The following is a 23536-nucleotide window of genomic DNA, read 5'->3' as shown; positions in this document are numbered from 1 at the left end:
GCTCGATAGTGGCCATGACCCCGCTTCTCTCACTCAGGCACGTCAGCAAGACCTATTTCAACGGCGACCTCGCCGTCGAGGTTCTGCACGGCCTGTCGCTCGATATCGAGGCGGGCGAGTTCGTGGCGATCGTCGGCCAGTCGGGTTCCGGCAAGTCGACGCTGATGAACATACTCGGCTGCCTCGACCAGCCGACCGGCGGCGACTACCTGATCGATGGCGAGAGCGTCGCTACCCTCGACAGTGACGAGCTCGCGGCCCTTCGCCGCCGCACCTTCGGCTTCGTCTTCCAAAGCTACAACCTCATCCCGACAGCAAGCGCCAAGGAAAATGTCGAAGTACCGGCCGTCTACGCCGGCATGTCCGCCCGCGACCGGCACGACCGCGCCGAGGCGCTGCTTGAAGCGCTGAAGCTCGGCGAGCGCCTCGACCACCGGCCGGGCCAGCTGTCGGGTGGCCAGCAGCAACGCGTCTCCATCGCCCGCGCGCTGATGAACGGCGGCCGGGTGATCCTGGCCGACGAGCCGACCGGCGCGCTCGACAGCCAGAGCGGCTCGGATGTGATGGCGCTGTTGCGCGACATGAACGATCAGGGCCATACGGTCATCGTCATCACCCATTCGCGCGAGGTCGCCGAACAGGCCGACCGGCTGATCGAGATCCATGACGGCCGCATCGTCGCCGACCGCGCCAAGAAGGCCCGCGTCAACGCCGAAGGGGCGGCCGCCCTCGCCCGCCATGTCAGCGAAGGCTCGGCCGCGATCGCCGATGTCACCGAAGCCGTCAAGATGGCGTTCCGGGCGCTGAAGGCCAATCTGTTCCGCACCATCCTGACCCTGCTCGGCATCGTCATCGGCGTCGGCTCGGTCGTCGCGATGCTGGCGATCGGCACCGGAGCGCAGGATTCCGTTCTGAGCCGCATCTCGTCGATGGGCTCGGACCTGCTGGTGGTGCGGCCGAGCATGGCGAATTTCCGCGGCAGCGCGGGCGGCAGCAACGTGACGCTGGTGCCCGCGGACGCGGACGCGATCCTGGAGGTGCCGAATGTCGCCTTCGCCGTGCCGGAGATGACCAGTTCCGTCACGCTTCGCCGCGGCAATGTCGACTATCAGACCACCGCCAACGGCACCGTACCGCAGTTTACCACCGCCAAATCCTGGAAGATGGCCAAGGGCGAGTTCATCAACCAGAACGACATGGACACCTACGCACCTGTGGCCGTACTCGGCCAGACGGTCGTGAAAACGCTTTTCCCCGACGGCGACAACCCGATCGGACAGTATGTGCTGGTCAACAAGATCCCCTTCCAGGTGATCGGCGTGATGGCGGAAATGGGCGCCACCTCCTTCGGCAACGACCAGGACGACGTGGTGCTGGTGCCGCTTTCGACCGGCAGCATCCGCCTCTTCGGCCAGCGCAACATCCGAACCATCACCGTTCAGGTGAAGGACGGTTCGGCGATCGACATCACGCAGCAGACGATCCAGGCGCTGCTCGACCAGCGCCACAAGCGCCAGGACACGCAGATCACCAACATGTCCTCCGTGCGCGAGGCCTTCACCGAGACCTCGAACACATTGAAGCTGTTCCTCGCCTCGGTGGCCGCGATCTCGCTGCTCGTCGGCGGCATCGGGGTCATGAACATCATGCTCGTCTCGGTCAGCGAGCGCACCCGAGAGATCGGCGTGCGCATGGCGACCGGCGCCCGCCAGCGCGATATCCTGCTGCAGTTCATCATCGAGGCGCTGGTCGTCTCGGCGATCGGCGGCACGCTCGGTGTGGCGCTCGGGCTTGGCACCGGCGCGCTTGCCGGCCAGTTCGGCATGCCCGTTTCCTTCACCCTCGGCCCGGTGGCGCTCGCCTTTGCCTGCGCCTTCCTGACCGGCCTCGTCTTCGGCTTCCTGCCCGCCCGCAACGCCTCGCGCCTGCAGCCGGCGGTGGCGCTGAGCGCGGATTAGGCAAAAGCCACGCTCCTGCCCGCCAGACGATAGACAAGTGTCGCGACACGACCCAAGATGGCAGGCACTGCATGCTTGGGGGATGATTCGCGATGTGGAAGGCGTTTGCAGTTCTCTATGGGCTGCTTTTCATTTTCATGCTGTCATCGGCTTTCGTCACGCTACCCCCTGAAATCGCGGTGCAGCTGTCGTCCGCCGACCGAGCCCTGTTCTATGCGGGCCTGGCCGTGGAATTTGCTGCCATGATAGGCGTCTTTGCCTATGCCTTCGGCCTGAGGGTCCCGCCCTTGTCATTCTGGCGGCCATTCAGCTGGGTTCTCGCCTGCTGGTGTCTCTACACGTTGATGGCCGATGCCTGGGATCTCGTCACGCTCATTTCCAGCCCCCAGCCCGGAGACGAAGGCCTGCTGTCGGCCTCCCTCGGTTTGCTGTTCCTGCTCCTTCTCAGCTATTTCGGCTGGCTCGGCGTCTGGCGCTATGGCCGCCGCATAGAGCAGCAGCCGGCCGCCATCGGCTGACAGCGGAACGTCAGCGCGCCAAGCACTCCGGTGAAAGAATGAGAGAGCGGGCGGCATGCAGGCCGTTTGAGGCGTAAGGCCTTGCGACAACCTCGCCCGCCGAACGATAGACAAGGCGCCCATCACCGCCGAAGCTGCCACCAACGCAGATACAGGATGATTCGCGATGTGGAAGGCATTTGCAATTTTCTACGTGCTCAGCCTTGCTTTCGGCCTGGTCATAGGCGCGACGCTGCTCCTGAGCTTTTGGGACGAGATGGCATACGGGATCAAGATCCTCGGCGGCGTCAGCCTGGTCATGGCGCTGGCAACGGCGATCGGTCTCGTCGCTTACGCCTTTAATCTGCAGGTCCCGCCGTTCGGGTTCTGGCGGCCCTACAGCTGGCTGCTCGGCATCCTTCTCGGCGGCCTGTCGCTGATCAGCGTCGTGCGATTTGCCGGTCAGTTCGAAGGCGGTGACGACCTCACCACTCTGCTCTGGCTTTGCCTGTCGCTTCTCGTCAACTATTTCAGCTGGCTCGGGATCTGGCGTTACGGCCGCCGGGTGAAGGCGATCGCGGGCTAGCCCGAGCGAACCGGGCTATGGCCCTTCGTCACGACAGGAAAGACATGCTCAACCTCGTCCTCTATAGCGACCAGATCGTGCCCGCCTGCTCGGCGATCGACCTCAGGCTTGTGGAGATGATGGCGGCAGGCGGCGCTGGAAAACGCATCGCCTATGTCGCCTCCGGTCCGGAACGGGACCGCGGCTTCTTCCTTGCCGGGCAGGCCTATTACGGCAGGCTGGGTCTCGATCTCGCGCTGTTCTTCGATCTCGACGAACCGCATTCGGCAGACGACATTGCAGCGCTCTTCGCCTCAGACGCCATTCACCTTGCAGGCGGTCACACCGGCGGCTTTCTCGAACGGCTGAAGCGAAGCGGCATGCTCGGGCCGCTTCGCGACTGGGCACAGTCCGGCGGCATCCTCATCGGCGTCAGCGCCGGCGCCATTCTCATGGCGCCGACGATCGCGACCGATGCGCTCTTCATCGGGCTGGAGCCGGAGGAAATCACCGACGGCGATGCGCTTGATCTCGTGCCCTTCGAGTTCTTCCCGCACCTGAGCGACGACAAGAGCTACCTGCCCGCTCTCTTGCGCTACAGCCTGTCGACGCCGCGACCGATCCTTGCCTGCAACGACGGCGACGGCATCGTCGTTGCGGGCACTCGGATCGAGTGCTTTGGCGATCCTCTATGGATCTCCGCGGGAGCCGCGCGAGCGCCGGCGGAACGCATGCTTCAAGGCTTCATGCCGATGCATATTCCATGACGGACCTGCAGACTATCATCCTGAAGAGCCCGCTCTTGGCTCCGATCCTCGATCGCTGGGTCCGGATTGCCCTGCCCGATGGCTGGCTGGCGGCCGGCGCGATAGCGCAGACCGTCTGGAACCATGCGTTCGCCCTGCCGCCGACGCACGGCATCGGCGATATCGACATCGTCTATTTCGACGGTGACGACCTCTCGCAAGAGGCGGAGGCCACGCATGCGAAGCGGATCGAAGGCCTGTTTGCGGATCTACCCGTGCGGATCGACGTCAAGAACGAGGCACGCGTTCACCTCTGGTACGAGGAAAAATTCGGCACGCCGATCAGGCCCTATCTATCGGCGGAAGAGGCGATCGCGACATTTCCGACGACTGCGACCGCCGTCGGACTTCGCCCGTCCCGGGGCGGACTGGAGATCTGCGCCCCTTTCGGCCTTGTGGACCTGCTCGCACCGATCGTGCGCGCCAACAAGAGCCAGATCACCCGCGCCATCTACGAGCGCAAAGTGGAACGGTGGCGCGCCCTTTGGCCGGGCCTTGCGATCGAAAGGTGGGACGTGAGGCCGGCTTGAGACGAGACGCTCCTGTCACTGGCGCCCCACCAGTTGTGGTCGGGAACAGTGCGCGGGCCGAAACCGCTACATCGCGCCCGCCCGTGCGGCGTCCGCATGCGGAACGACGACGGCCCCTTCGCGCGCCGGAACCGGCGCAACCTTGCGCCTTCCCAGCTGAGCTTCCGCCTCCGTCAGGCCGATATCGGCCAGATGCTCAGCATCCAGTTCGCGCAGTTGCTGCAGTTGCCAGTACCGCGAGCGCGGCGAAGCAACGAGATAAAGACCGAGTTCCCGGATCATGTCGAACATCCATGTTTCTTTTCCAACCATGGACACAGTCTGCGCCTCGACATCTCCTAAAAGAAGCTTAGCATTCCTATTCCACGCATAAGAGAAACTTTGACAATAAGAGAAACCTGGCCATGAGTGCTCTCAACCTCGATTATCTCAAAACCTTCGCGCTGGTCGCCGAACTCGGCAGCTTCTCGGCCGCCGCCGAGCGCCTGGGCCTGACCCAGCCGGCGGTCAGCCTGCAGGTGCGGGTGCTGGAGAAGCAGCTCGGCGTGCGCCTGGTCGAGCGGGTCGGCCGCAGGGCGCGGCCGAGTGCGGCCGGCGAGGAGCTGCTGGCCCATGCCGGCAGCATCGAGGCTGCCACCAGCCGGGCGATCGAGGCCGTCGCCCGCCACGCCAAAGGCGTTCTCGGGCGCGTCCGGCTCGGCACCGGCGCCACCCCGTGCGCCTTCCTGCTGCCGCCGCTTCTGGCCGATCTCAAGCGCCGCTTTCCTGATCTAGACATCACCGTGACAACCGGCAACAGCGCCGACATCGTCCGCGCGGTCGACGAGAACCTCATCGACATCGGCCTCGTCAGCCTGCCCGTTTCCGGCCGCATCTTCGATATCACGCCGCTCTTCGACGAGCGCTTCGTGGCGATTGCGCCGCTCGGAAGCGCCCTGCCCGATACCGTCACGCCCGCGATCCTGGCTGAACGGCCGCTGATCCTCTACGAGCCCGGCGCCAACACGCGAAGGATCACCGACGAATGGCTGGCCACCACAGGCACGACCGTCAAGCCGGTGATGGCGCTCGGCAGCGTCGACGCGATCAAGGAGATGGTCGCCGTCGGCCTCGGCTCAGCCCTCGTTCCGGAAATCGCCCTTCGCCCCGGCGACCGGGAACGGCTGGTGGTGCGGCCCGTCACCCCAACGCTCTTCCGCCGCTTCGCCCTGGTGCTTCGAAGCGACAAGCGGCTGGACCGGGCGCTGCGCGAAACGCTGGCCGCGCTGAAGACAACGGCGACTGGACTAGATACGCCCGAGGGCCGGACGCAGGGCCGCCAAAGGCGCCGCAGCGACGACGGGCGGGCTGTCGAAGCATGCCAGAGCCTTTACGATGTAGGTCTTGACCTCATCGCTTAGTTTTGGTTTGGCCATTGATCTGTCAAAGTGCAGTCAAAGGAGCAAGCAGTGACGAAGTACGATCCCGACAGATTGAAACTCCGCATCCAGGGACGCGGCCTGAACACATGGAACTGGCAGCTACTGCTTGATGGCAAGCAGCTCATAAAATCCGGAACCATCTCGGGCTCAAGACGCAATGCCGAAGTCGCGGCTGAGGCAGTCATGCGCGATATGTCAACTGCGCCGGATAAAGACTAAGCGAATAGAAGCTGGCAGGTGCCGCAGGCATGGGCGATCTGCACTCTGGCGATCTCGGGTTTCTGGTTGGCTGTATCGACCATGGCCCGGACGCCGGCAGCATCTGCACCATTATGTCTGACCACGCCGGCGAACGCCTCGGACGCCGTGTGCACGGATGACGAAGACTGGGCGGCCGGGTTGTGGCCGCGATAGTCGGTCAGTGCCGCCTCCCCGGTGATCAGCCGGAAGGCGTCGGGCTTCGCCACCATCGACCAGAGCCGCCTCTTCATGCAGGCCGTGCCGTTGCATTCTCCGTGCCGACGCTGAAGTCGAGGTCCGTCTCGATCCGCGCCGCGCCGCAATGGCGGCTGCCGCCATAGGTCCTCAGCATCCCTTCTTCCCTGCCCTCGTTGTCGGCCCGGACTATGCCACCGGGGCGATTGAGAATCTGCGCCGTCACAATCACCGATCGGAAATCGGGTGGGCGCTGATGCCCGCCGGCAGTAGTCAGGGCGCATCAATCAAGAGAAGGGAAAAGTCCATGACCATGCTGCAAGACAAGATCGTGATCGTCACCGGCGCCTCCTCCGGCATCGGCCGTGCGGTCGCCAGGCTCTTTGCCGCCGAGGGTGCGAAGATCGTCGCCAACGCCCGCGGCGAAGAGCAGCTTGACGCCGTCGTCGAAGCGATCCGCGAGGACGGCGGCGAAGCGATCGCGGTTGGCGGCGACGTCACCGCGGAAGAAACCCATATCCGGCTGGTGGAAGCGGCGCTCAAGCATTTCGGCGGCCTCGACATCGCCGTCAACAATGCCGGCGCGGTCAACGTCATGAAGCCGGTCGCCGAGATCACGTTCAAGGAATGGCAGCAATCGCTTGCCACCAACCTCACCTCCGCCTTCCTCGGCGCCCGCCACCAGATCCCGGCAATGCTCGCGCGTGACGGCGGCTCGCTGGTCTTCACCTCCACCTTCGTCGGCACCAGCGTCGGTATTCCCGGCATGGCCGCCTATGGCGCGGCAAAGGCCGGCCTGATGGGCCTCGTCAAGGGCATCACTGCCGACTATGGCGCAAAGGGCATTCGCGCCAATGCGCTCCTGCCCGGCGGCGTCGACACGCCGGCGGCCGGCAGCAAGGAAAACAAGGAATGGGCGGCCGGCCTGCACGCCATGAAGCGCATCGCCCAGCCGGAAGAAATCGCCCAGGCCGCCCTCTTCCTCTCAGGCCCGATGGCAAGCTTCGTCTCCGGTGCGGCGCTCTTTGCCGATGGAGGGAACGCTGCGGTGAAGTAACGGCAGCTCAAGCGCCGGGGGCAGATTTCCAGTCATGCTCCCGGTCAACCGGCCTTTTCGGTCCAGATAAGACGACGCCTGTCAGAATGGTATAGCCGGAAAACGCCGGGTTGTGTCACACCAGAAACAATCATTGCGAGCGTTGCCAAATTGCAAGATCTTCGGCTTTGCAAAAAATCGGGATTCATCGAAGACGAGAGTTGAGCTTCGCTCAGCAAGCGCAGGGTTTCGCAAATGGCCTTCATCCCCTTCAAGGGTGCAAAAATCGCATTGCTCTTTCAGGGGCTTTTGATTGCCTACCAGCGTGATCAGAAGCCGGAAATCCCCTTCCCCGGCATGTGGGATCTTCCGGGGGGCGGACGGGAGGATGATGAGAGCCCGGTCGAGTGCGCAATCAGGGAGACCCGCGAGGAGTTCGATATCGCGGTCGATCCGGCGTGGATCGTGTGGACGCGGTATTATCCGGCGCAGAATACGATCGCCCCTGGAAGTTACTTCCTTGTTGGCAAGCTCGAAGAGGGTTTCGGGCCTGTAAGGTTTGGCGACGAGGGCCAGCAGTGGGCAATGATGTCGATCGCTGACTTCCTGAAACACCCTGAAGTCGTCGAGAGTTTGAAGAGTAGATTGCGCGATTATCTCGTCGAAAACACTTGATCGGGATCCCGTCGGGACCGCCGGCCCGCCAGCGCCTGTCGTTTCGGGTCGTCCCCCGTGGTTCGGTGTCTTCTCACACCGGTATCTCCGTCGTCTCCTTGCCGGTACGGATCACGAAGGCGGTGTAGTAGCGCGCGACATTGGTTTCCTCGCGAAACAGCCGCTCGGTCAGCGCGTCGAGCTCGTCCATGTCTTTCAGCCGCAGCATCAAAATGGCGTCGGTCTCGCCGCTGACGCTGTAGGCCTGGATCACTGCCGGCTCCTTTTCCGCCATGTCGAGGAAGCGGCGGATATATTGCTCGCCGTGGCGCTCGAGCTCGACTGTGATGATCGCCTTCATGGTGCGACCAGCCTTTGCCGGATTAAGCACCGCGACGATCCGGTCGATGACGCCGGTCTCGTGTAGCCGCCTGATGCGACGCAGGCAACTCGATGGCGAAAGGCCAACCTCTTCCGCAAGCTCGGCATTGGTGCGAGAGGCATCCACCTGCAAGAGCCTCAAGAGCTTGCTGTCGATCTTGTCCATCCCCGTCCGTCCCCCTGTTGCGGTCATTTGCAATTTTATTGCACAAAGGTGCATATTTTGACCACAACTGCGAACGGCCTGGCGTTAGTCCTTGGACAACATCCCAAGGAGAGACAGCCATGACCGTCCTGATCATCCTCTACCGCAAGACCCTTGCTACCCTCGAAGTCTACTTCGATCTGGTGCGCATCATCGTGCCCGTCACCATCGTCACCCATGTGCTGCAGGAACTCGGCGTGATCCGCGCGGTCGCACCCGCCTTCGAGCCGGTAATGACGGTGATCGGCCTGCCGCCCGAGTTTGCCTTCGCGTGGCTCACCGGCCTGCTCGTCGGCATCTGGGGCGCCGTCGTTGTGGTCTTCGCGCTGGTGCCGGTCTCGGAACTGACGACTGCCGACATGACGGTGTTTTCGGCGCTGATGCTGGTGGCCCATGCCATCCCGATCGAACAGCGCATCATCCAGAAGGCGGGCCCAAGCTTCCTCGTCACCGCCGCGATAAGGATCGGCGGCGGCCTCATCTTCGCAGCCCTCCTGCATCAGCTCTTCGCCGTCACCGGATGGCTTGCAACCCCGCTCGCCCCCACCTGGATCCCGGCCAACGAGGGCTCCGGCTGGGTCGCCTTCGCCTTCGGCACGCTGAAGACGCTTCTGACCATGCTCGTCGTGCTGCTCGTGCTCAGTTGGACGATCGAGATCCTCAAGCTCGTCGGCATCCTCGCATGGCTGAACCGGGGCATGGCGCCGCTCTTTCGCCTTGCGGGCGTCAAGACCGAGACCGTGCCCTTTGCCGCCGTCGGCGTGCTGCTTGGCATTTCCTATGGTGGCGCGCTTCTGATCCGCGAGGCGCGCGAGGCCAAGGTCGAGCCGCGCCAGGTGTTCCTCGCCTGCGTCTTCATGGGCTTTGGCCATAGCCTCATCGAGGACACGCTGGTGGTCGTGGCGCTGGGGGCGGATTTCACCAGCGTCTTCTTCGGCCGGCTGGTCTTTGCCATCGTCGCCACGGCCATCGTCGCCCGGATTGTCGCCTCCGCGCCCGACGCCGTGTTCTTCCGGTCGTTCTTCCGCAAGGACGACTTCAACCTTGCGTCCCCTCAGGCCGAGCTCAACGGATGACCGTGTGACAGGGCGGCGAACGCCGCCCTGTCACATTGTAGCCCTGGTTCACCCGACGAAATTGGGCGTGCGCTACCGGGCGCACGCCTTGGGGCGAGCACCCATCGTTCTAGCATGCCCCTGGATTTTTTAACTGTTACGTACTTACGGGCTTGCCGCTTTTCTGTCTTGCTCCGGCACGCACAACGCAGTGTCGGAAATGCAGTTCGGCCATGCCTGAAACCAGAGCCGCCAAGTCCGGTCGCAAGGACGGGCAGGTGCGCACCAGTTCGGCCATTGCTTTCAGGACTGCACGTGGCTGGAGCCAGAGACGGATCCAGACCGACTGAAAGATCATCGACAATCCCATACCCCAATGAGGAGTACGATTGATGAAGGCCTTCAACTATCTTCTCTCTTGTTCCCTTGCAGCTTCGTTCACGTTGCTCGCCACCACGTCGCACGCCCAGGAGGCAAAGGGGTGGGACCGTACGGTCAGAACCGCGGACTATCTGGAGCCGGCCATTCCGCGCCCCGCTCAGGAGCAGACGGCCGCGGACCGGCTTCGCGAGTTTGAGACGAGGACCGGTCGCAAACCCAACATCCTGATCCTGCTCGTCGATGACCTTGGATATGGCGACCTGGGTGCGTTCGGCGGCGGCGCGATGCTCGGGGCTCCGACACCGAACATCGACAAGCTGGCAACCGAGGGCCTGAAGCTGACATCGGCCTATGCGACGCCGGTGTGCACGCCCTCGCGCGCGGCCCTGATGACGGGTCGTATTCCGGCGCGAAGCGGCCTTACGCGTCCCCTGCTTGCGAGCGACCACCCCACCAAGAACCCCTGGGCCGACGAGGTCTCGGCGGCAAAGCTCCTGAGCGACAACGGCTATGTCACCGGCCTCTCGGGCAAGTGGCACATCGGCGAAGCCAAGGGCATGCAGCCCCAGGACGTCGGCTATGACGAATTCCATGGTTTCCTGTCGGTCGTCAGCGAATACACGCAGTACATGGACAGCCGGAAATATTCGCAGCTTATGCTCGATCCGCAGCGGCTGGAGACGTTCAAGAGCCTCAGCGAGTATAACGGCGTGGTCGAAGGCAAGAAGGGCGGCGACCTGAAGATCGTCTATCCGCTGGAGACGCAGAAGCAGATGGGAAATGTCGACCAGGATTTTGCCAACTGGTCGGTGGATTTCATCAAGCGCGCGGCCAAGGACAACAAGCCGTTCTACCTGATCCACGCCTTTGCCAAGGTCCATTTCGACAACTATGCCGCTGATGGCTACGAGGGGCGCAGCCCCGCCAAGCTGCCCTACCGCGACGCCGTGGTCGAGGTCGACGACATCGTCGGGCGGCTGACGAAGACCCTTCAAGACGCCGGCCAGGCCGACAACACCTTCGTGTTCTTCACCTCCGACAACGGCCCGGAGGAAGACAGCTACCCGGACTCCGGCTTCACCCCGTTCCGCTCCGGCAAGGGCACGACCTGGGAAGGTGGCGTGCGCGTGCCGGGCATCGCCTACTGGCCCGGCATGATCAAGGCGGGGCGCATCAGCGACGGCCTGTTTGACCTCATGGACCTGTTCAACACGTCGCTGGCGCTTGCCGGCATCAAGGACAAGATCCCGACCGAGCGCTATATCGACGGTGTCGACCAGAGCAGCTTCCTGCTGGCCGACGACGGTCAGACGTCCCGCCAGGCGGTCTTCTCCTATAACCAGGCCGAGTTCTCGGCCATCCGCTGGGAAAACTTCAAGGGCTATTTCAAGGTCATGCAGTACGACCAGCCATTTTCCAACATCAGCATGTCGACATTCTCGCCGGTCGGCGTCGCCCCCTGGATCTTCGATATCTATCGTGATCCCAAGGAGCGCATCACCCGCAGCAATGGCGACTATGAATGGCTCTACGGCCCCATCCTGCAGCTGCAGACCCAGCACGCAGCGACCTTCGTCAAATATCCGAAGAAGGACATCGGCCTCGGGATCGGCGGCGGCGGCGATCCCAAGTAGGCTAGCATACCCGGCTGACATTCTAGACCGTGACTGGCGGCCCCCATCGAAATCGGTGGGGGCCGTTGTTTGAGGTGGGATGCGGCACCGACGATGCGGCCTATTCCGCAGCGACCCGCCCAAGCCCGCCTTCAGAAATCGCCATCCGTCCGAAGGCGGCACGGTAGGCGGCGGGTGTCGTCGAAAGCTGCTGGCGGAAGTGATGACGCAGCGTCTGGGTGGAGCCGAAGCCGGAGGCTTCCGCCACCTGCTCCATGCCGAGCGCGGTCTCCTCCAGCAATTGCCGGGCGCGCGACAGCCGCTCGGACAAAAGCCAGCGCGCCGGCGTCGTGCCGGTCGCCGCCTCGAAGCGGCGCAGGAAGGTGCGCTCGCTCATGCCCGCAGCCTTTGCCAGCGCCGCAATCGAAAAGTCCTCACCGAGCCGTTCGCGCATACGGTCAAGCAGCGGCCCGAGCCGGGCGCTCTCATGCACGTCGGGCACCGCCCGCTCGATGAACTGCGCCTGGCCGCCATCGCGATGCGGCGGCACGACGAGACGGCGGGCGACGCGGTTGGCCGCCTCGCTGCCGAAATCGCGGCGGATCAGGTGCAGGCAGAGATCGATGCCGGCCGCACTGCCAGCCGAGGTCAGAACCTCGCCGCCATCGACATAGAGCACATCCGGCACCACCTCGATGTCTGGATAAAGCGCTTTCAGCTTGTCGGTATAGCGCCAGTGGGTCGTCGCCCGCCGGCCCGATAGCAGCCCGGCAGCCGCCAGCACGAAGACGCCGGAGCAGATGGAAAGCACGCGCGCGCCCCGCGCGCAGGCGTCCCTCAGCGCCTGGCACACCGCCTCGGGCACGGGCTGATCGGCGCCGCGCCAGCCGGGCACGATGATCGTGCCGGCCTGGCCCAAAAGCTCGATGCCGCCGTCGGCGACAAAGCGAACGCCGCCGGTCGCCCTAAGCTCACCCGGATCGACCGAGGCGACGGCAAAACGGTACCAGCCCTCGCCCATTTCCGGCCGCGGCAGGCCGAACATCTCGACGGCGACGCCGAACTCGAAGGTACAGAGCCCGTCATAGGCGAGCGCCACGACGAGCGGGTTTGTGAGTGGTGCGGCAACGGAAAACGACTTTGGCATGATCTTGAGCATATATGGCAATGTTGCCAACTGCCAGCCCTGATCCAGTGCTGCTACACATTTCCTCGTCAACGCGCACCGAGCCAAGGAGAACCCCGATGAGCACCGTCACCGAAATTCCCGCCGCATCGCCTGAGATCGCCATTGCCCATTTTGCCGGGCGGCTCAGCGTCGAGACCGATTGCTCCGACGTCGCCCAGGCGCTGAAGAGCGGCGAGCAGGACTTCGTGCTGCTGCACGTCGTCGGCTCGGATGCGGCCTATGCGCGCCGCCACGTGCCGGGCGCGATCCACCTGCCCCACCGGCAGATCACTGCGGAGCGTTTGGCAGAGTGGCCGGCCGATACCCTCTTCGTCGCCTATTGCGCCGGCCCCCATTGTAACGGCGCCGACCAGGCCGCACTCAAGCTCGCCAGGCTCGGCCGGCCGGTGAAAATCATGATCGGCGGCATCACCGGCTGGGAAGACGAAGGCCTCGCGTTTGCGACCGGCGCTACCCCCGGCGAAGCGCTGTCTCTGCTCGCTGCTTAAGCCGGCGCCAAACGCCCTTTGCAGCGCCGCACGCCTTGCCGGATGCGCGGCACTGCAGCATTTTGGATCGCGATCGATTTCAGCCTGAAATCGATCGCGATTGCGGCAAATGATGCGGCAAGTTCGGCCTTCCACCGGCCCTCGGTAACCCGCCCCGGCCAGCTAACCCCTTTGCACGAGATATCGCGATGCCCGCGTCACCCGTTATCGTCCGCCCATTTAAACGAGATGACGTCGCCTGCGTGCTGCGGCTGATGCGCGGCCTTGCAGTCTTCGAAGCTTATATTGACGCGTTCCGCGTGACCGAGAGCGATCTGATCGAGCATGGGCTTGGCGACAACCCACGCTTTGGCGTGCTGGTCGCGGAGTTTGGCAGCCGTGTCATCGGCATCGCTGTGCATTACGTCATCCCCTGGACCTACGATCTGAAGCCGACGCTGGTGCTGAAGGAACTTTTCGTCGATGAAACAGCACGTTCCCTGGGGGCCGGCGCGGCGCTGATCGACGCCTTGAAACGTCATGCCGCAGCGATCGGCGCACCGCGCATCGAATGGTCGGTGCTTGCGAGCAACGAAAATGCCAAGCGCTTCTACCTGCGCCAGGGCGCGATACACGATGCGATATGGGAGCCCTGGACGCTGCCGATCGGGACCGACGAGACCTAAAAGGGAGTGTGGGGGATTTGTCTTTGTCCATGCGGGCTACCGTCAGGAAAATCCTGACCCGATTGGGTGAAAAAGCTGGGGATTTTCCCGTAACCCAAATTGACTATTAAAATCCCCTTAAAATCCATTGCTTTCAGATCACGCTTTTGCCACACTGTACTTGCGATTGCGCCCCGGAAGTATGCAATCCCCGGAAGAGTATGCATGCTTGTGGTTATATTGCAGTGCAGTTGCTTTATTAATTTTATTGCGCGCTTGAGCCTCCGTCCCCACGGGGGCTCAATCATTTTTGGACACCCCTTTTCCCTCCGTGACGGCCCGGCGCTCTCGGGGCCTTCCAGAGAAGGAGGCAAGGCATAGACGCAACGGAAGATAGCGCCGCATAGATCGCTCCCGCAAACATTGCGGCCTTTCAGGTGGGAAGCTGTCCGTTGAATTCCACGCCCTTGAAACCATCGATCCCGGCAAGATCGACGATGCAGCCGAAGCGATCTTGCCGCGCGAAGATGCGCTGTCTCGCATCGCAATTCGACGGCACACGCGACCGCTTCAACCGCGAGGACCCCGCGCGGGCTTTGGCGCTGGAAGATGGGACCCGCCTGCAAGGAGGGGGTTCAACGTTTGCAGGCCGATCGGACGAGGCTGAAGGAAGCGGTGGCCCGCCTGAAGGGGAATATCTGCAGGCGGCAGGCGCCGGCCGGGATCGGAAACCCCGGCCGCGTGTCTTCGTGCTTAATGCCCGCCGAGCACCAGCGTCTGCACCGGCAGCATCAGCGCCTGAATGCGCAGGATCGCCGCATGCACGAGGCCAACGGCATCGACACCGTGCAGATAGGCCCACTGCAGCGTGCTGATCCCCGGCTTGTCCAGTTCGTCGTGGTTGCTGGTGTAGGCATTGGCGATGCAACTGCTGCCGGGCGGAACGTCGTCGAGCACGCCGGGATAAAGCGGCTCCATGACCACGGTCAGCGTGCCGGGTTGCGAGATCTGCGTAACGTCGATCAGCTGGTCGCTGGCGCGCACCTGGCCGGAGGCAATCACGTCCTGCACCTCTGTGACGACGAGCGGAATGATGGTGAACGGCTTGCCGACGCAGGTCGCCTCGCCGATCATGCCGGGCTTCATCACCTGAGCCTCGATCTGCCCGAAGCCGGCCACCAGCCGGGCCCGGCCCGCGTCTTCCGGCACGAGCACGCCCGCTGGCCTCAGCAGCGGGTTGACGATTTCGCCGACCCGAAGCGTGAACTGCTGCAGCGTGCCGGACACGCCGGCGCGCACGGTGGTCTTGGTAATATCGACCTCCGCCTGCTTCAGCGCCGCTTCGGCGCTGGCCTTCTGCGACGGCAGCAGCGATTGCAGCTTCGTCTCCAGCGTCTGCTTGTTGGAAAGCACAGCGGTCAGCGCGCCCTTGCGCCCTTCGAGAAGCACCTGCTTGCGCTCGATTTCGCGGCGGGCAACGACGTTCGGGTTGAGCCGGTTAAGCTCCACCTGTGTGTTGTATTCGTCCTCGGCCTGCTTCACGTCGGCCTGTGCCTGGACGATCGCGCCATCAGCGGCAACAAGCTCGGTGCGACCGACAGCCAATTCGGCGTCAACCTCGGCGATCTGGCGGCGGGCGACCTCGGCGGCCGCTTCCTCCTCCGAACTGTCGAGCTTGAACAGCGGCTGGCCGGCCTTCACCTTCTCAAAGCGCGTGGCATAGATCTCCGTGACGCGCCCGTTGGTCTCCGGCAGCACGGCGACCGTACGGAACGCGGCCGTCACGTTCTTCGTCGACGGATGGAAGTAGAAGATCAGCGTGATCAGCGAGATCGTCAGCACGATGCAGGCGGTGATGCCCCAGCGCAGCTCGAACCAGACCGAATAGATGGTGATCTCGCGCCCGATGCGTTTTCCCTGGCCGTAACGGCGGAAGAGATAGTCGGGCAGGATGGTCAGCATCGAGCAAAGGATAAACTCGAACATGGCTTATGCCTTCCCTTCCGTCGATGGCTGAGCGGGCGATGCGTGGCCGTGGCCGGGCAACGCGTGCGGCTGTGGGTGGCTTGCTGCAGGCTCGGCCTCCACGTCCCTCGCCTCCGGCACGGTCGGCTGGTCCACCTTACCGGCAATCCGCTCCAGCGAACCGGCGATCGATGAAAGCGGCGAGGAGAAATCGGGAAGGTCGATCAGGGCGAGAAGCAGAGCTGCGCCCCACAGGAGGTTGTTGTGGGTGAGCAGCGACAGGAGCGCCAGGACCGCCACCAGCTCCAGCTGGATCTTGTTGGTCTTGTGCGCCATGACCTCCGGCAGCGAATGCAGCCTGAGATAGAGTGTACCGAGCGCGAAAATCGCCACGATCAGAAAAACGGCAACCGCATTCAAAAGCCAGTCGGACTGGCCCGGGGCTGTAATAAAGCCCGGCAGGTGATGGATGGCTGCAGGATGGATGGCTTCGGACATTACGCCTCCGCAAATCGGACTGGACCACGAGAATCGAACATTAGCACCCCTCAAAAAAAACGAAATAGAAGCTTGCACTTCAGCCGCAACTTGACCTTGCGGCAACACGCGCCCTATCAATCGACGCGCCGGCACTTCGAAGCGCCGCCGGTTTCGAGCAGGATCGAAAGGCACATGCTGTTCCCGCGGTAACGGCACCGGATGCCCACTCGCCCTAACGCGCGCAGACGCCCGCGCCTCTCGCGCGGCGGGTGCCGGCACAAGCACAGCCAGAAGGAGAGACCGCCATGGCCCAGAACATCTATGATCGTCAGGAGTTTTTCGAGGGCTACAGCCAGCTCGGGCGCTCGGTGCATGGTCTTGCCGGGGCCGCGGAATGGCCGGCGATTCGCGCGCTCCTACCGGATCTTTCCGGAAGCCGCGTCGTCGATCTCGGGTGCGGCTATGGCTGGTTTTCGCGCCACGCCCGCGAGGCCGGTGCCGCCCATGTGCTCGGGCTCGATCTCTCCGAGAAGATGATCGCCCGCGCCAAGGCCGACACATCAGATCCAGCAATCGACTACAAGATTGCCGATCTCGACCAGCTCGACCTGCCCGAAACGAGCTTCGACTTCGCCTACAGCTCGCTTGCCTTCCACTATGTCGAGGATTTCGGCCGGCTGGTCGCGACCATCCACAAGGCGCTGGTACCCGGCGCCCATTTCGTCTTCACCATCGAGCACCCGATCTACATGGCCTCGCACAATCCCGGCTGGCGCATCACCGATGGCGAGCGCACCTGGCCCGTTGATCACTACTCAGCCGAAGGCCCGCGCACGACGAACTGGCTGGCCAAGGGCGTGATCAAGCACCACCGCACCATCGGCACGACGCTGAACACGCTGATTGGCGCAGGCTTCGCCATCCGCCACGTCGAGGAGTGGCGGCCGACGCAAGAGCAGATCGCCGAGATCCCGGCTCTGGCCGAAGAGATGGACCGGCCGATGATCCTGATCGTGAAGGTGCAGAAGTAAGCGACGACGGCGGCCGTTACATTGGCCGCCTCTCGCCCTTACCCCTTCTCCTTCAGCGTCTCCTTCTGGGTGATCAGCCGGGCACTGTGCTGTCCGCTCAGATAGGTCCAGAACCAGCTCCAGGCGACGGCGAAGCGGCTGCGCGTGCCGATCAGGAAGTAGATGTGGGCGATGCCCCAGATCCACCAGGCAAGCGCGCCCTTGAGCTTGAAGCGGCCGAAATCGATGATCGCCGCGCGCCGGCCGATGGTGGCAAGGCTGCCCTGGTGGCGATAGCGGAAGTCTCCGGGCGGCTTGTCGCCTGAAAGCCGTGCGCGGATGACGTCGGCCACATAGGCGCCCTGCTGCTTGGCGGCGGGCGCAATGCCCGGCACCGGCTTGCCGCCGTCATAGGTGACGGCAGCCGTGTCGCCGATGACGAAGACGTCGGCATGGCCGGGAGCCGTGAGGTCAGCGCCGACGATCGCCCGGCCGGCGCGGTCGGCCGGGATATCCAGCCAGCGGGCAGCGGGCGAGGCCTGCACACCGGCGGCCCAGACGAGCGTACGGCTGCCGACGAATTGGTCGCCGATGACAACGCCCTCTTCCGTGCAGGATGTCACGGGTGTACCGGTGCGAACCTCGACGCCGAGCCGCTCCAGTTCCTTGACCGCATAGGCCGAAAGATCCTCGCTGAAGGCGGCGAGAATGCGCGGCCCCGCTTCCACCAGGATCACACGGGCCTGCCGCGTGTCGATGCGGCGAAATTCGTCGGGAAGCGTGCGGTGCGCCATCTCGGCGATGATGCCGGCAAGCTCGACGCCGGTCGGGCCGGCACCGATGACGGTGAAGGTCAGGAGGGCGGCACGGAGATCAGGATCCTCTTCGAGCTCGGCGCGCTCGAAGGCGAGCAGCACCCGCCGCCGGATCGTCGTCGCGTCTTCCAGGGTCTTCAGGCCGGGGGCAAAGGGCTCCCATTCGTCATGGCCGAAATAGGCGTGCGTCGCCCCGGTCGCCAGCACCAGCGTGTCGTAGCCGATCCGCTTGCCGTCCCTGAGCACCACGGCCTTTCCGGCCTCGTCGACATCGCTCACCTCGCCAAGCAGCGTCGTCACCTCGGGCCGGTCGCGCCAGAGGCTGCGGATCGGCCAGGCGATTTCGGAGGTCGCGATCAGCGTTGTTGCCACCTGGTAGAGCAAGGGCTGGAAGAGATGATGGTTGCGCCGGTCGATGAGGGTGATCCTCACCGGCGCGCCGGCAAGCCCCTTGACGAGTTGCAATCCGCCAAACCCGCCGCCGACAACGACCACGTGATGCCTGTCCTGCATGTTCTTTCCAGTCGGCTTTGCGACCGGCCTTCCGTTGGACATGCCACAACATTGGGGTTGTGACCGCCAAGGACAAGCGCAACCACCTCATGTCACCCTTGCAAAAAATCAAGAACAGCCCGCAACCGTCAGCGCTCGTCCGGCGCGAGATGCCGGATCCGCGCCACATGCGCCGCAATATCCTCAGCCGTAAACGGTGAATGGCGACGTACGTCGCTGGCGGGATCAAAGCCGAGACCCAACCGCTTTTCCGGGCGAAAGGACCGCTGGGGCCGGATCGGCCTTGGCGCAAATCCGCCGCCGCAGGTCGGGCAGACATTGTGAAGCACCGTTTCCACGCAGCTTGCGCAATAGGTGCATTCGTAAGAGCAAATGCGCGCGTCCGCGGACGCCGGCGGCAGGTCGCGGTCGCACAGTTCGCAGTTCGGTCTGAGTTCCAGCATGGTCGGCTCCATCGGTTGCGGATGATGTCCCCGCTTGCTCCCATGAAAAGCCTTTGGCATAAATGACAATATGCCCTCGTTTTATGCCAAACCCGAAAAAGACGTGCGAACGGTCGCGATCGTGCTCTTCGACCGCACCAAGCTGATCGATGTGACCGGCCCGTTGCAGGTCTTCAACGACGCCCGCACCGCGTCGGGCTCCCGGGCCTATTCCATCGCGCTGGTCTCCGAGTTCGGCGGCCCGGTCGCAACGGACACAGGCGTTGCGCTCGATACCCGCCCCTTTTCCGATTGCGCCGCGCCCGACACGCTCATCGTCTCGGGCGGGCAAAGCGCGCTCGAAGCGGCGAATTCGGAAGGGCTGCAAGCATTCCTGGCGGCCATGGCCGGCCAATGTCGGCGCCTCGGCTCCATCTGCCTCGGCGCCTTCATTCTCGCGCGCGGCGGCCATCTTGATGGGCGGCGCGCAACGACCCATTGGGAAGATTGCGCCCAGTTGCAGCAGGATTTCCCAGATATCGACGTGCGCGAGGATTCGATCTACGAGCAGGATCGCGGCATCTGGACCTCCGCCGGTGTGACCGCCGGCATCGACATGGCGCTTGCGATGGTCGAAGAGGACCTCGGCCGCAGCGAGGCCCTGCGGCTCGCGCGCTCCCTGGTGCTCTACGTCAAGCGCACGGGCGGCCAGCGCCAGTTCAGCGCCGCCCTGCACCAGCAGATGACGAGCCGAGGCGACCGCTTCGATGCGCTGGTGGCCGAGATCCGCTCCGATCTTACAGCCGACCTCTCCGTGCCGCGGCTTGCGGACATGGCGCGCATGAGCGAACGGAGTTTCTCCCGCCTGTTCACGCAGGAGGTGGGCGCAAGCCCGGCGCAGTTCGTCGAGGAATTGCGGGTCGATGCGGCCTGCGAGGCGATCGAGCGCAGAGACGTGTCCGTCTCGCAAGCCCCGTTCCTCTTCGGCTTCGGCAACGCCGAGCGCATGCGCCGCGCCTTTCAGCGCCGCAAGGGCATCGCGCCCTCGGACTATGCGGCCCGCTTCGGCCCGCCCTGACGGACGAAACCCGGAGGGGAAGCTTAAGCGGACGGAGACGCGACGGCGAAGGCGATGTCTTCCACCGCATCCGTGAGCACGATCTCGTCACCGAGCGACCATTCGGCCGCGCGTGCGGCGAGACGCGCAGGCACCATCGGCGAGCGGCCAGGACCGGGCGGCACGTCATAGGTGGCGTGTGCGTCATTGGCGAGGATCACGGTGAAGTCCTTCGCCATGGCCGTGCGGGCTGTCGCCGCCAGGCACATTTCCGAAAGCATGCCGCAGATCGCGATCGTCTCGACCTTGCGCGCCCGGAGCTGGTCTTCGAGATCGGTGCCGTCGAAGCCGTCGTCGTGCCGTTTGCGCACGACCACCTCGCCTGACTTGGCGGCAAAGAACAACTGCCAGCCATCGGTCTCCGGTTCGTCGACAGCGCCCTCAGGCCCATCGTTCTGCAGGAAGATCACCGGCACGCCGGCCGAACGCGCCTTCTGCAGAAGCAGGCCAACGGCCCGTTGCAGATCGACATGGCCGGGCACGGCTTCAGGCCCGGAAATGAAGGCCCGCTGCACATCGACAATCACCAGCGCATCGGCAACGTCGCCACCGACCGCCTTGCTCACAGCGTCATTCGTCATTTCGCCTCACACCGCATAATCGACCGGCACCGCCGTGCCGCTCTTCAGGATTTCCATCGAGATCGAGGCGGAGACGTCGAAGAGTTCGACCTTGCGCACGATCTGCTTGTAGACCACGTCGTAGTGCTCGACACGCGGCAGCACGACCTTGACGATATAGTCATGATTTCCCGTCAGACGATGGGCCTCGACGATTTCGGGGATATCGCTGATCGCCCGGCGGAAGGTCTCGATCCATTCGTCCGAGTGGTGCGCCGTCTTGATCAGGGCAAACACGGTCGTCGGCACGCCCATGCGCTCGCGGTCGAGCACGACGATGCGCCTGGCGATGTAACCCGCCTCCTCCAGCCGCTGGATGCGGCGCGAACAGGCCGAAAGCGACAGGTTCACCCGCTCCGCCAATTCGCCGACGGCCACACTCGCATCCTGCTGCAGCAGCGCCAGCAGCTTTCTGTCTCTATCGTCGAGCACGCCGATCCCTCCCATGATCAGAAATTCATACGCTACATAATTGCACATTCACTCCAACATGCGCAAACCATTCGCGCGCATGGCCGCTTTTGCTCCCATTAAAGCGAACCATTGCCGCCGACCCTGCGGCATAGTTCAGCCCATCAAACGACGGTCGCCACGGACGGCGGCGGTAGCGGACAGAGAGGAATGGTTATGCGCAAGATCGGTCTTATCGGCGGCATGAGCTTCGAAAGCTCGGCGGTCTACTATCGCATGGTCAACGAGGCCGTTCGCGACCACCTGGGCGGGCTGCATTCGGCCGAGGTGCTTTTGCATTCCGTCGACTTCCAGTCGATCGTCGACCTGCAGAAGGCCGGCCGCTGGGAAGACGCTGCCAAGCGGCTTGCCGATGTCGCCCAGAGCCTCGAAGCGGCCGGTGCGGACTGCGTGCTGATCTGCACCAACACCATGCACCTGATCGCCGATCAGGTTCAGGCAGCAATCGACATCCCCCTCATCAACATCATCGACGAGACGGCAGCGCGCCTGAAGGCCGCAAGCAGCCGCCGGCCGCTGCTGCTTGCCACCCGCTACACCATGGAGCACGGCTTTTATGCCGAGCGTATGAGAAGCCACGGCATCGACATCCTGGTGCCGGATGCGGACGGCCGCACCCTCGTGCACGATGTCATCTTCGACGAGCTTTGCGCCGGCAAGGTGCTGCGCTCGTCCCGCCGGGCGCTGATCGAATTGATCGACAAGGCCGAAGCGGAAGGCGCGGACGCCGTCATCCTCGGCTGCACCGAAATCTGTCTGACCCTCGACCCGAGAGCCTTGCCGCTGCCGGGCTTCGATTCCACCGCGATCCACGCGGAAGCTGCCGTCGAATTCGCACTGGATGGGGCTTGCCTCAAGCGGGCCGCGTAGTTAGCCGAGGGCTAGGCTAGGCTGCCCAATCGCGCCACATCGATCAGCCGCCACAAAGACGGCTATCGGCGGCGCGCAAGCGGCTGCAGGAAGACGCGCTCATAGCTCACGAACGGCGGATCGTCGGCGTAAAGCGCGTTCGCTGCCATCCCATCGGGATCCGCGGCCACATCGCTGCGATAGCGCAGATACGCCGCCTCGTCCGCAAAGGTGAAGAGCGCGACGGCGATGTCGCCGGCTCCGTCTTCGCCCACCCCCGGAAAACTGGCGCCGACGCCCTCAGGTTTTTCGCGCGGCACGAAATAGCCGTGATGCGTCCCGCCGTGCCGCTCGATCAGCGTCATCCAGGTTTGCGCATAGGCCTCGAATTCCGCCAGGCGGCCCGGTTTCAGCCGGTAACGGATCTCGCAAGTGACTGTTGCTTGCACCATGGCGGACCGATCTCCTGTCATCCGGTCTTCGCGGTCGACGATCGCGTCGACGAAGCGCGTCTTCTCAGCGGTGTAGCGATCGCCGTCATATCGATAGGCCTCGGCGAGGCGTGCCTTCAGCGCCGCGTAGGCCAAGGCGGTGTCCGCATGGCTGCGCAGATGGTCGCGGAAGACAAGACGCCGTCGATGGGTCTCGTTGTCCGGCGGGCAGAGATAGACGCGCCGATTCGGCTCGACCCCCTGCAGCATAAAGGCCCAGACATCGTCGTCGTACCGGTTGCCGCGCGCCTGGTAGCCGGCCGCAACGAGCAAGGCGCTGGCAGCCGCAATGTCGGGCAGCCCTCTCAAGGTGACATCGATGTCGATGACGGCCTTTGCCGCCATGCCGGGAACGGCCGTGCTGCCGATATGATCGACGGCGATGACCAGCGCATCCAGGATGCGCCTGAGATCCTGCGCGATCTCCCGGTAACGCTGCGGCCAGATGGGATCATAGGCAACGATTTCCACCCGTGTCGCCATTCAGAGCTCCGTCTCGTGGTCGATGCCACCCTTTCCCGGACGCGGCCCACGAAGGCCGATACAATTGCCCCAGGGGTCGCGCACCTGGCACATCCACAGCCCCTCCTGGATCGCCATCGGCCCGCGATAGAGATGCGCGCCGAGCGCCTCGAAATGGGCGAGCGCCCGATCGACGTCCGCGACCGCCCAGTAGACGACGGAACCGGCAGCACCGCTCGCCACCTTCTCGTCGGCCTGGACGATCTCGAGATCGATGGTGCCGATCCGCAGATAGGAAAAATCAAAGGCGGCAAGAAACCGATGTTCAGCGTCAGGAAATGCGCGCTGATACCAGGCAAGACCCGCCTGCGTATCGGCCACATGCACCAGAATGGCCGCCACGCCGTCCGCCATCACCCCCTCCATCCGCCATCCGGATCGCCTTGATACAGGATTCGCGGCC

Annotated in this window: 27 protein-coding genes and 2 pseudogenes; 16 read left to right on the top strand and 13 right to left on the bottom strand. The window is 64.0% G+C overall.

Translation table 11 applies throughout. The features are described 5' to 3' along the window. Nucleotides 1-14: 14 nt before the first annotated feature. The 5 genes from ASD63_RS01610 to ASD63_RS01590 all read left to right on the top strand — a co-directional run bounded on the left by ASD63_RS01610 (nucleotide 15) and on the right by ASD63_RS01590 (nucleotide 4356). Nucleotides 15-1958: a MacB family efflux pump subunit gene (locus tag ASD63_RS01610; protein WP_034792868.1), complete on the top strand. Its 1944-nt coding sequence runs from the start codon at nucleotides 15-17 to the stop codon at nucleotides 1956-1958. 92 nt (nucleotides 1959-2050) lie between these two features. Then, complete coding sequence (locus tag ASD63_RS01605) at nucleotides 2051-2476, top strand: hypothetical protein (protein WP_034792865.1); 426 nt, start codon at nucleotides 2051-2053, stop codon at nucleotides 2474-2476. A gap of 166 nt (nucleotides 2477-2642) precedes the next feature. Next, on the top strand, nucleotides 2643-3041 hold the full coding sequence (locus ASD63_RS01600; RefSeq protein WP_034792862.1) for a hypothetical protein: 399 nt from the start codon (nucleotides 2643-2645) through the stop codon (nucleotides 3039-3041). 44 nt (nucleotides 3042-3085) lie between these two features. Then, the gene (locus ASD63_RS01595) at nucleotides 3086-3787 is read left to right on the top strand and encodes a Type 1 glutamine amidotransferase-like domain-containing protein (RefSeq protein WP_034792859.1); all 702 of its coding nucleotides are present in this window, start codon (nucleotides 3086-3088) and stop codon (nucleotides 3785-3787) included. Further along, complete coding sequence (locus ASD63_RS01590; RefSeq protein WP_034792856.1) at nucleotides 3784-4356, top strand: nucleotidyltransferase family protein; 573 nt, start codon at nucleotides 3784-3786, stop codon at nucleotides 4354-4356. Before ASD63_RS01595 ends, ASD63_RS01590 begins: the two co-directional genes overlap by 4 nt. Before the next feature lie 66 nt (nucleotides 4357-4422). On the opposite strand, the gene ASD63_RS01585 is transcribed toward ASD63_RS01590, so the two are convergent. Further along, complete coding sequence (locus ASD63_RS01585) at nucleotides 4423-4647, bottom strand: DUF1127 domain-containing protein (protein WP_034792853.1); 225 nt, start codon at nucleotides 4645-4647, stop codon at nucleotides 4423-4425. A 113-nt stretch (nucleotides 4648-4760) separates the two neighbouring features. Here ASD63_RS01585 and ASD63_RS01580 point away from each other — a divergent pair. Beyond that, nucleotides 4761-5621 (top strand): annotated as a pseudogene (locus tag ASD63_RS01580) (LysR family transcriptional regulator); the annotation flags it as partial. Between the two features lie 60 nt (nucleotides 5622-5681). On the opposite strand, the pseudogene ASD63_RS35915 reads toward ASD63_RS01580, so the two are convergent. Continuing rightward, a pseudogene (locus ASD63_RS35915) lies at nucleotides 5682-5771 on the bottom strand (DUF2280 domain-containing protein); the annotation flags it as partial. A gap of 33 nt (nucleotides 5772-5804) precedes the next feature. Between ASD63_RS35915 and ASD63_RS01575 the strand changes: the two are divergent. Then, the gene (locus tag ASD63_RS01575) at nucleotides 5805-5996 is read left to right on the top strand and encodes a hypothetical protein (RefSeq protein WP_034792850.1); all 192 of its coding nucleotides are present in this window, start codon (nucleotides 5805-5807) and stop codon (nucleotides 5994-5996) included. Here ASD63_RS01575 and ASD63_RS01570 read toward each other — a convergent pair. Continuing rightward, nucleotides 5993-6268 (bottom strand): hypothetical protein, encoded by a 276-nt coding sequence (locus ASD63_RS01570; RefSeq protein ID WP_034792847.1) that lies wholly within the window; start codon nucleotides 6266-6268, stop codon nucleotides 5993-5995. The two genes, ASD63_RS01575 and ASD63_RS01570, sit on opposite strands and share 4 nt — an antisense overlap. A 251-nt stretch (nucleotides 6269-6519) precedes the next feature. On the opposite strand from ASD63_RS01570, the gene ASD63_RS01565 reads away from it, so the two are divergent. Then, on the top strand, nucleotides 6520-7269 hold the full coding sequence (locus ASD63_RS01565) for an SDR family oxidoreductase (RefSeq protein ID WP_034792821.1): 750 nt from the start codon (nucleotides 6520-6522) through the stop codon (nucleotides 7267-7269). A 234-nt stretch (nucleotides 7270-7503) separates the two neighbouring features. After that, complete coding sequence (locus ASD63_RS01560) at nucleotides 7504-7923, top strand: NUDIX hydrolase (RefSeq protein WP_034792818.1); 420 nt, start codon at nucleotides 7504-7506, stop codon at nucleotides 7921-7923. A gap of 73 nt (nucleotides 7924-7996) precedes the next feature. On the opposite strand, the gene ASD63_RS01555 is transcribed toward ASD63_RS01560, so the two are convergent. Then, nucleotides 7997-8449 carry an Lrp/AsnC family transcriptional regulator gene (locus ASD63_RS01555; protein ID WP_034792802.1) on the bottom strand — a complete coding sequence of 151 codons (453 nt, stop codon included), beginning with the start codon at nucleotides 8447-8449 and terminating at the stop codon, nucleotides 7997-7999. 119 nt (nucleotides 8450-8568) lie between these two features. Here ASD63_RS01555 and ASD63_RS01550 point away from each other — a divergent pair, with 119 nt between their 5' ends. Both ASD63_RS01550 and ASD63_RS01545 read left to right on the top strand, forming a co-directional pair. Continuing rightward, nucleotides 8569-9564, top strand: a complete 996-nt coding sequence (locus ASD63_RS01550) for a nucleoside recognition domain-containing protein (protein ID WP_034792799.1) — start codon at nucleotides 8569-8571, stop codon at nucleotides 9562-9564. Nucleotides 9565-9935: 371 nt separating this feature from the next. Beyond that, the gene (locus ASD63_RS01545; RefSeq protein WP_034792797.1) at nucleotides 9936-11558 is read left to right on the top strand and encodes an arylsulfatase; all 1623 of its coding nucleotides are present in this window, start codon (nucleotides 9936-9938) and stop codon (nucleotides 11556-11558) included. 100 nt (nucleotides 11559-11658) lie between these two features. Here ASD63_RS01545 and ftrA read toward each other — a convergent pair whose 3' ends face one another. Continuing rightward, nucleotides 11659-12696 (bottom strand): transcriptional regulator FtrA, encoded by a 1038-nt coding sequence (gene ftrA / locus ASD63_RS01540; protein WP_113080969.1) that lies wholly within the window; start codon nucleotides 12694-12696, stop codon nucleotides 11659-11661. Nucleotides 12697-12782: 86 nt separating this feature from the next. Here ftrA and ASD63_RS01535 point away from each other — a divergent pair, with 86 nt between their 5' ends. Both ASD63_RS01535 and ASD63_RS01530 read left to right on the top strand, forming a co-directional pair. Next, nucleotides 12783-13214: a rhodanese-like domain-containing protein gene (locus tag ASD63_RS01535; protein ID WP_034792795.1), complete on the top strand. Its 432-nt coding sequence runs from the start codon at nucleotides 12783-12785 to the stop codon at nucleotides 13212-13214. 242 nt (nucleotides 13215-13456) lie between these two features. Further along, nucleotides 13457-13879, top strand: a complete 423-nt coding sequence (locus ASD63_RS01530; RefSeq protein WP_051659259.1) for a GNAT family N-acetyltransferase — start codon at nucleotides 13457-13459, stop codon at nucleotides 13877-13879. A gap of 732 nt (nucleotides 13880-14611) precedes the next feature. Here ASD63_RS01530 and ASD63_RS01525 read toward each other — a convergent pair. Next, on the bottom strand, nucleotides 14612-15844 hold the full coding sequence (locus ASD63_RS01525) for an HlyD family secretion protein (protein WP_034792791.1): 1233 nt from the start codon (nucleotides 15842-15844) through the stop codon (nucleotides 14612-14614). Between the two features lie 3 nt (nucleotides 15845-15847). After that, the gene (locus tag ASD63_RS01520) at nucleotides 15848-16321 is read right to left on the bottom strand and encodes a hypothetical protein (protein WP_051659258.1); all 474 of its coding nucleotides are present in this window, start codon (nucleotides 16319-16321) and stop codon (nucleotides 15848-15850) included. A 287-nt stretch (nucleotides 16322-16608) separates the two neighbouring features. Here ASD63_RS01520 and ASD63_RS01515 point away from each other — a divergent pair, with 287 nt between their 5' ends. Further along, the gene (locus ASD63_RS01515) at nucleotides 16609-17334 is read left to right on the top strand and encodes a class I SAM-dependent methyltransferase (protein WP_034792789.1); all 726 of its coding nucleotides are present in this window, start codon (nucleotides 16609-16611) and stop codon (nucleotides 17332-17334) included. Between the two features lie 38 nt (nucleotides 17335-17372). On the opposite strand, the gene ASD63_RS01510 is transcribed toward ASD63_RS01515, so the two are convergent. Next, a complete protein-coding gene (locus ASD63_RS01510) occupies nucleotides 17373-18641 on the bottom strand; it encodes an NAD(P)/FAD-dependent oxidoreductase (RefSeq protein WP_034792787.1) in 1269 nt (422 codons plus the stop codon). A 128-nt stretch (nucleotides 18642-18769) separates the two neighbouring features. Beyond that, nucleotides 18770-19084 (bottom strand): DUF1272 domain-containing protein, encoded by a 315-nt coding sequence (locus tag ASD63_RS01505; RefSeq protein WP_034793634.1) that lies wholly within the window; start codon nucleotides 19082-19084, stop codon nucleotides 18770-18772. A gap of 103 nt (nucleotides 19085-19187) precedes the next feature. Here ASD63_RS01505 and ASD63_RS01500 point away from each other — a divergent pair, with 103 nt between their 5' ends. Continuing rightward, nucleotides 19188-20141 (top strand): helix-turn-helix domain-containing protein, encoded by a 954-nt coding sequence (locus ASD63_RS01500; protein ID WP_159415449.1) that lies wholly within the window; start codon nucleotides 19188-19190, stop codon nucleotides 20139-20141. A 23-nt stretch (nucleotides 20142-20164) separates the two neighbouring features. Here ASD63_RS01500 and ASD63_RS01495 read toward each other — a convergent pair whose 3' ends face one another. Together ASD63_RS01495 and ASD63_RS01490 are read right to left on the bottom strand one after the other, a co-directional pair. Then, on the bottom strand, nucleotides 20165-20761 hold the full coding sequence (locus ASD63_RS01495) for an isochorismatase family protein (RefSeq protein WP_034792783.1): 597 nt from the start codon (nucleotides 20759-20761) through the stop codon (nucleotides 20165-20167). A 6-nt stretch (nucleotides 20762-20767) separates the two neighbouring features. Beyond that, nucleotides 20768-21232: an Lrp/AsnC family transcriptional regulator gene (locus tag ASD63_RS01490; protein WP_043622517.1), complete on the bottom strand. Its 465-nt coding sequence runs from the start codon at nucleotides 21230-21232 to the stop codon at nucleotides 20768-20770. Between the two features lie 189 nt (nucleotides 21233-21421). Here ASD63_RS01490 and ASD63_RS01485 point away from each other — a divergent pair, with 189 nt between their 5' ends. Next, on the top strand, nucleotides 21422-22141 hold the full coding sequence (locus tag ASD63_RS01485; protein ID WP_082572749.1) for an aspartate/glutamate racemase family protein: 720 nt from the start codon (nucleotides 21422-21424) through the stop codon (nucleotides 22139-22141). A gap of 62 nt (nucleotides 22142-22203) precedes the next feature. Here ASD63_RS01485 and ASD63_RS36700 read toward each other — a convergent pair whose 3' ends face one another. Both ASD63_RS36700 and ASD63_RS01475 read right to left on the bottom strand, forming a co-directional pair. After that, on the bottom strand, nucleotides 22204-23094 hold the full coding sequence (locus ASD63_RS36700) for a GrpB family protein (RefSeq protein WP_063979479.1): 891 nt from the start codon (nucleotides 23092-23094) through the stop codon (nucleotides 22204-22206). Continuing rightward, nucleotides 23095-23487, bottom strand: a complete 393-nt coding sequence (locus tag ASD63_RS01475; protein ID WP_034792769.1) for a glyoxalase/bleomycin resistance/dioxygenase family protein — start codon at nucleotides 23485-23487, stop codon at nucleotides 23095-23097. Between the last annotated feature and the right edge of the window lie 49 nt (nucleotides 23488-23536).

It is taken from the genome of Ensifer sp. Root558 (assembly GCF_001427045.1).
Lineage (GTDB): Bacteria > Pseudomonadota > Alphaproteobacteria > Rhizobiales > Rhizobiaceae > Ensifer > Ensifer adhaerens.
The sequence above is the reverse complement of the archived record's forward strand: the minus strand, read 5'-3'. Positions and strand labels throughout refer to the sequence as shown.

Excerpts from the sequence above, each read along its gene's own strand:
- ASD63_RS01610 (WP_034792868.1), top strand. The coding sequence starts at position 15 with ATGACCCCGCTTCTCTCACTCAGGCACGTCAGCAAGACCTATTTCAAC.
- ASD63_RS01605 (WP_034792865.1), top strand. The coding sequence starts at position 2,051 with ATGTGGAAGGCGTTTGCAGTTCTCTATGGGCTGCTTTTCATTTTCATG.
- ASD63_RS01600 (WP_034792862.1), top strand. The coding sequence starts at position 2,643 with ATGTGGAAGGCATTTGCAATTTTCTACGTGCTCAGCCTTGCTTTCGGC.
- ASD63_RS01595 (WP_034792859.1), top strand. The coding sequence starts at position 3,086 with ATGCTCAACCTCGTCCTCTATAGCGACCAGATCGTGCCCGCCTGCTCG.
- ASD63_RS01590 (WP_034792856.1), top strand. The coding sequence starts at position 3,784 with ATGACGGACCTGCAGACTATCATCCTGAAGAGCCCGCTCTTGGCTCCG.
- ASD63_RS01585 (WP_034792853.1), bottom strand. The coding sequence starts at position 4,647 with ATGTTCGACATGATCCGGGAACTCGGTCTTTATCTCGTTGCTTCGCCG.
- ASD63_RS01570 (WP_034792847.1), bottom strand. The coding sequence starts at position 6,268 with ATGAAGAGGCGGCTCTGGTCGATGGTGGCGAAGCCCGACGCCTTCCGG.
- ASD63_RS01565 (WP_034792821.1), top strand. The coding sequence starts at position 6,520 with ATGACCATGCTGCAAGACAAGATCGTGATCGTCACCGGCGCCTCCTCC.
- ASD63_RS01560 (WP_034792818.1), top strand. The coding sequence starts at position 7,504 with ATGGCCTTCATCCCCTTCAAGGGTGCAAAAATCGCATTGCTCTTTCAG.
- ASD63_RS01555 (WP_034792802.1), bottom strand. The coding sequence starts at position 8,449 with ATGGACAAGATCGACAGCAAGCTCTTGAGGCTCTTGCAGGTGGATGCC.
- ASD63_RS01550 (WP_034792799.1), top strand. The coding sequence starts at position 8,569 with ATGACCGTCCTGATCATCCTCTACCGCAAGACCCTTGCTACCCTCGAA.
- ASD63_RS01545 (WP_034792797.1), top strand. The coding sequence starts at position 9,936 with ATGAAGGCCTTCAACTATCTTCTCTCTTGTTCCCTTGCAGCTTCGTTC.
- ftrA (WP_113080969.1), bottom strand. The coding sequence starts at position 12,696 with ATGCTCAAGATCATGCCAAAGTCGTTTTCCGTTGCCGCACCACTCACA.
- ASD63_RS01535 (WP_034792795.1), top strand. The coding sequence starts at position 12,783 with ATGAGCACCGTCACCGAAATTCCCGCCGCATCGCCTGAGATCGCCATT.
- ASD63_RS01525 (WP_034792791.1), bottom strand. The coding sequence starts at position 15,844 with ATGTTCGAGTTTATCCTTTGCTCGATGCTGACCATCCTGCCCGACTAT.
- ASD63_RS01520 (WP_051659258.1), bottom strand. The coding sequence starts at position 16,321 with ATGTCCGAAGCCATCCATCCTGCAGCCATCCATCACCTGCCGGGCTTT.
- ASD63_RS01515 (WP_034792789.1), top strand. The coding sequence starts at position 16,609 with ATGGCCCAGAACATCTATGATCGTCAGGAGTTTTTCGAGGGCTACAGC.
- ASD63_RS01510 (WP_034792787.1), bottom strand. The coding sequence starts at position 18,641 with ATGCAGGACAGGCATCACGTGGTCGTTGTCGGCGGCGGGTTTGGCGGA.
- ASD63_RS01505 (WP_034793634.1), bottom strand. The coding sequence starts at position 19,084 with ATGCTGGAACTCAGACCGAACTGCGAACTGTGCGACCGCGACCTGCCG.
- ASD63_RS01495 (WP_034792783.1), bottom strand. The coding sequence starts at position 20,761 with ATGACGAATGACGCTGTGAGCAAGGCGGTCGGTGGCGACGTTGCCGAT.
- ASD63_RS01485 (WP_082572749.1), top strand. The coding sequence starts at position 21,422 with ATGGTTATGCGCAAGATCGGTCTTATCGGCGGCATGAGCTTCGAAAGC.
- ASD63_RS36700 (WP_063979479.1), bottom strand. The coding sequence starts at position 23,094 with ATGGCGACACGGGTGGAAATCGTTGCCTATGATCCCATCTGGCCGCAG.
- ASD63_RS01475 (WP_034792769.1), bottom strand. The coding sequence starts at position 23,487 with ATGGCGGACGGCGTGGCGGCCATTCTGGTGCATGTGGCCGATACGCAG.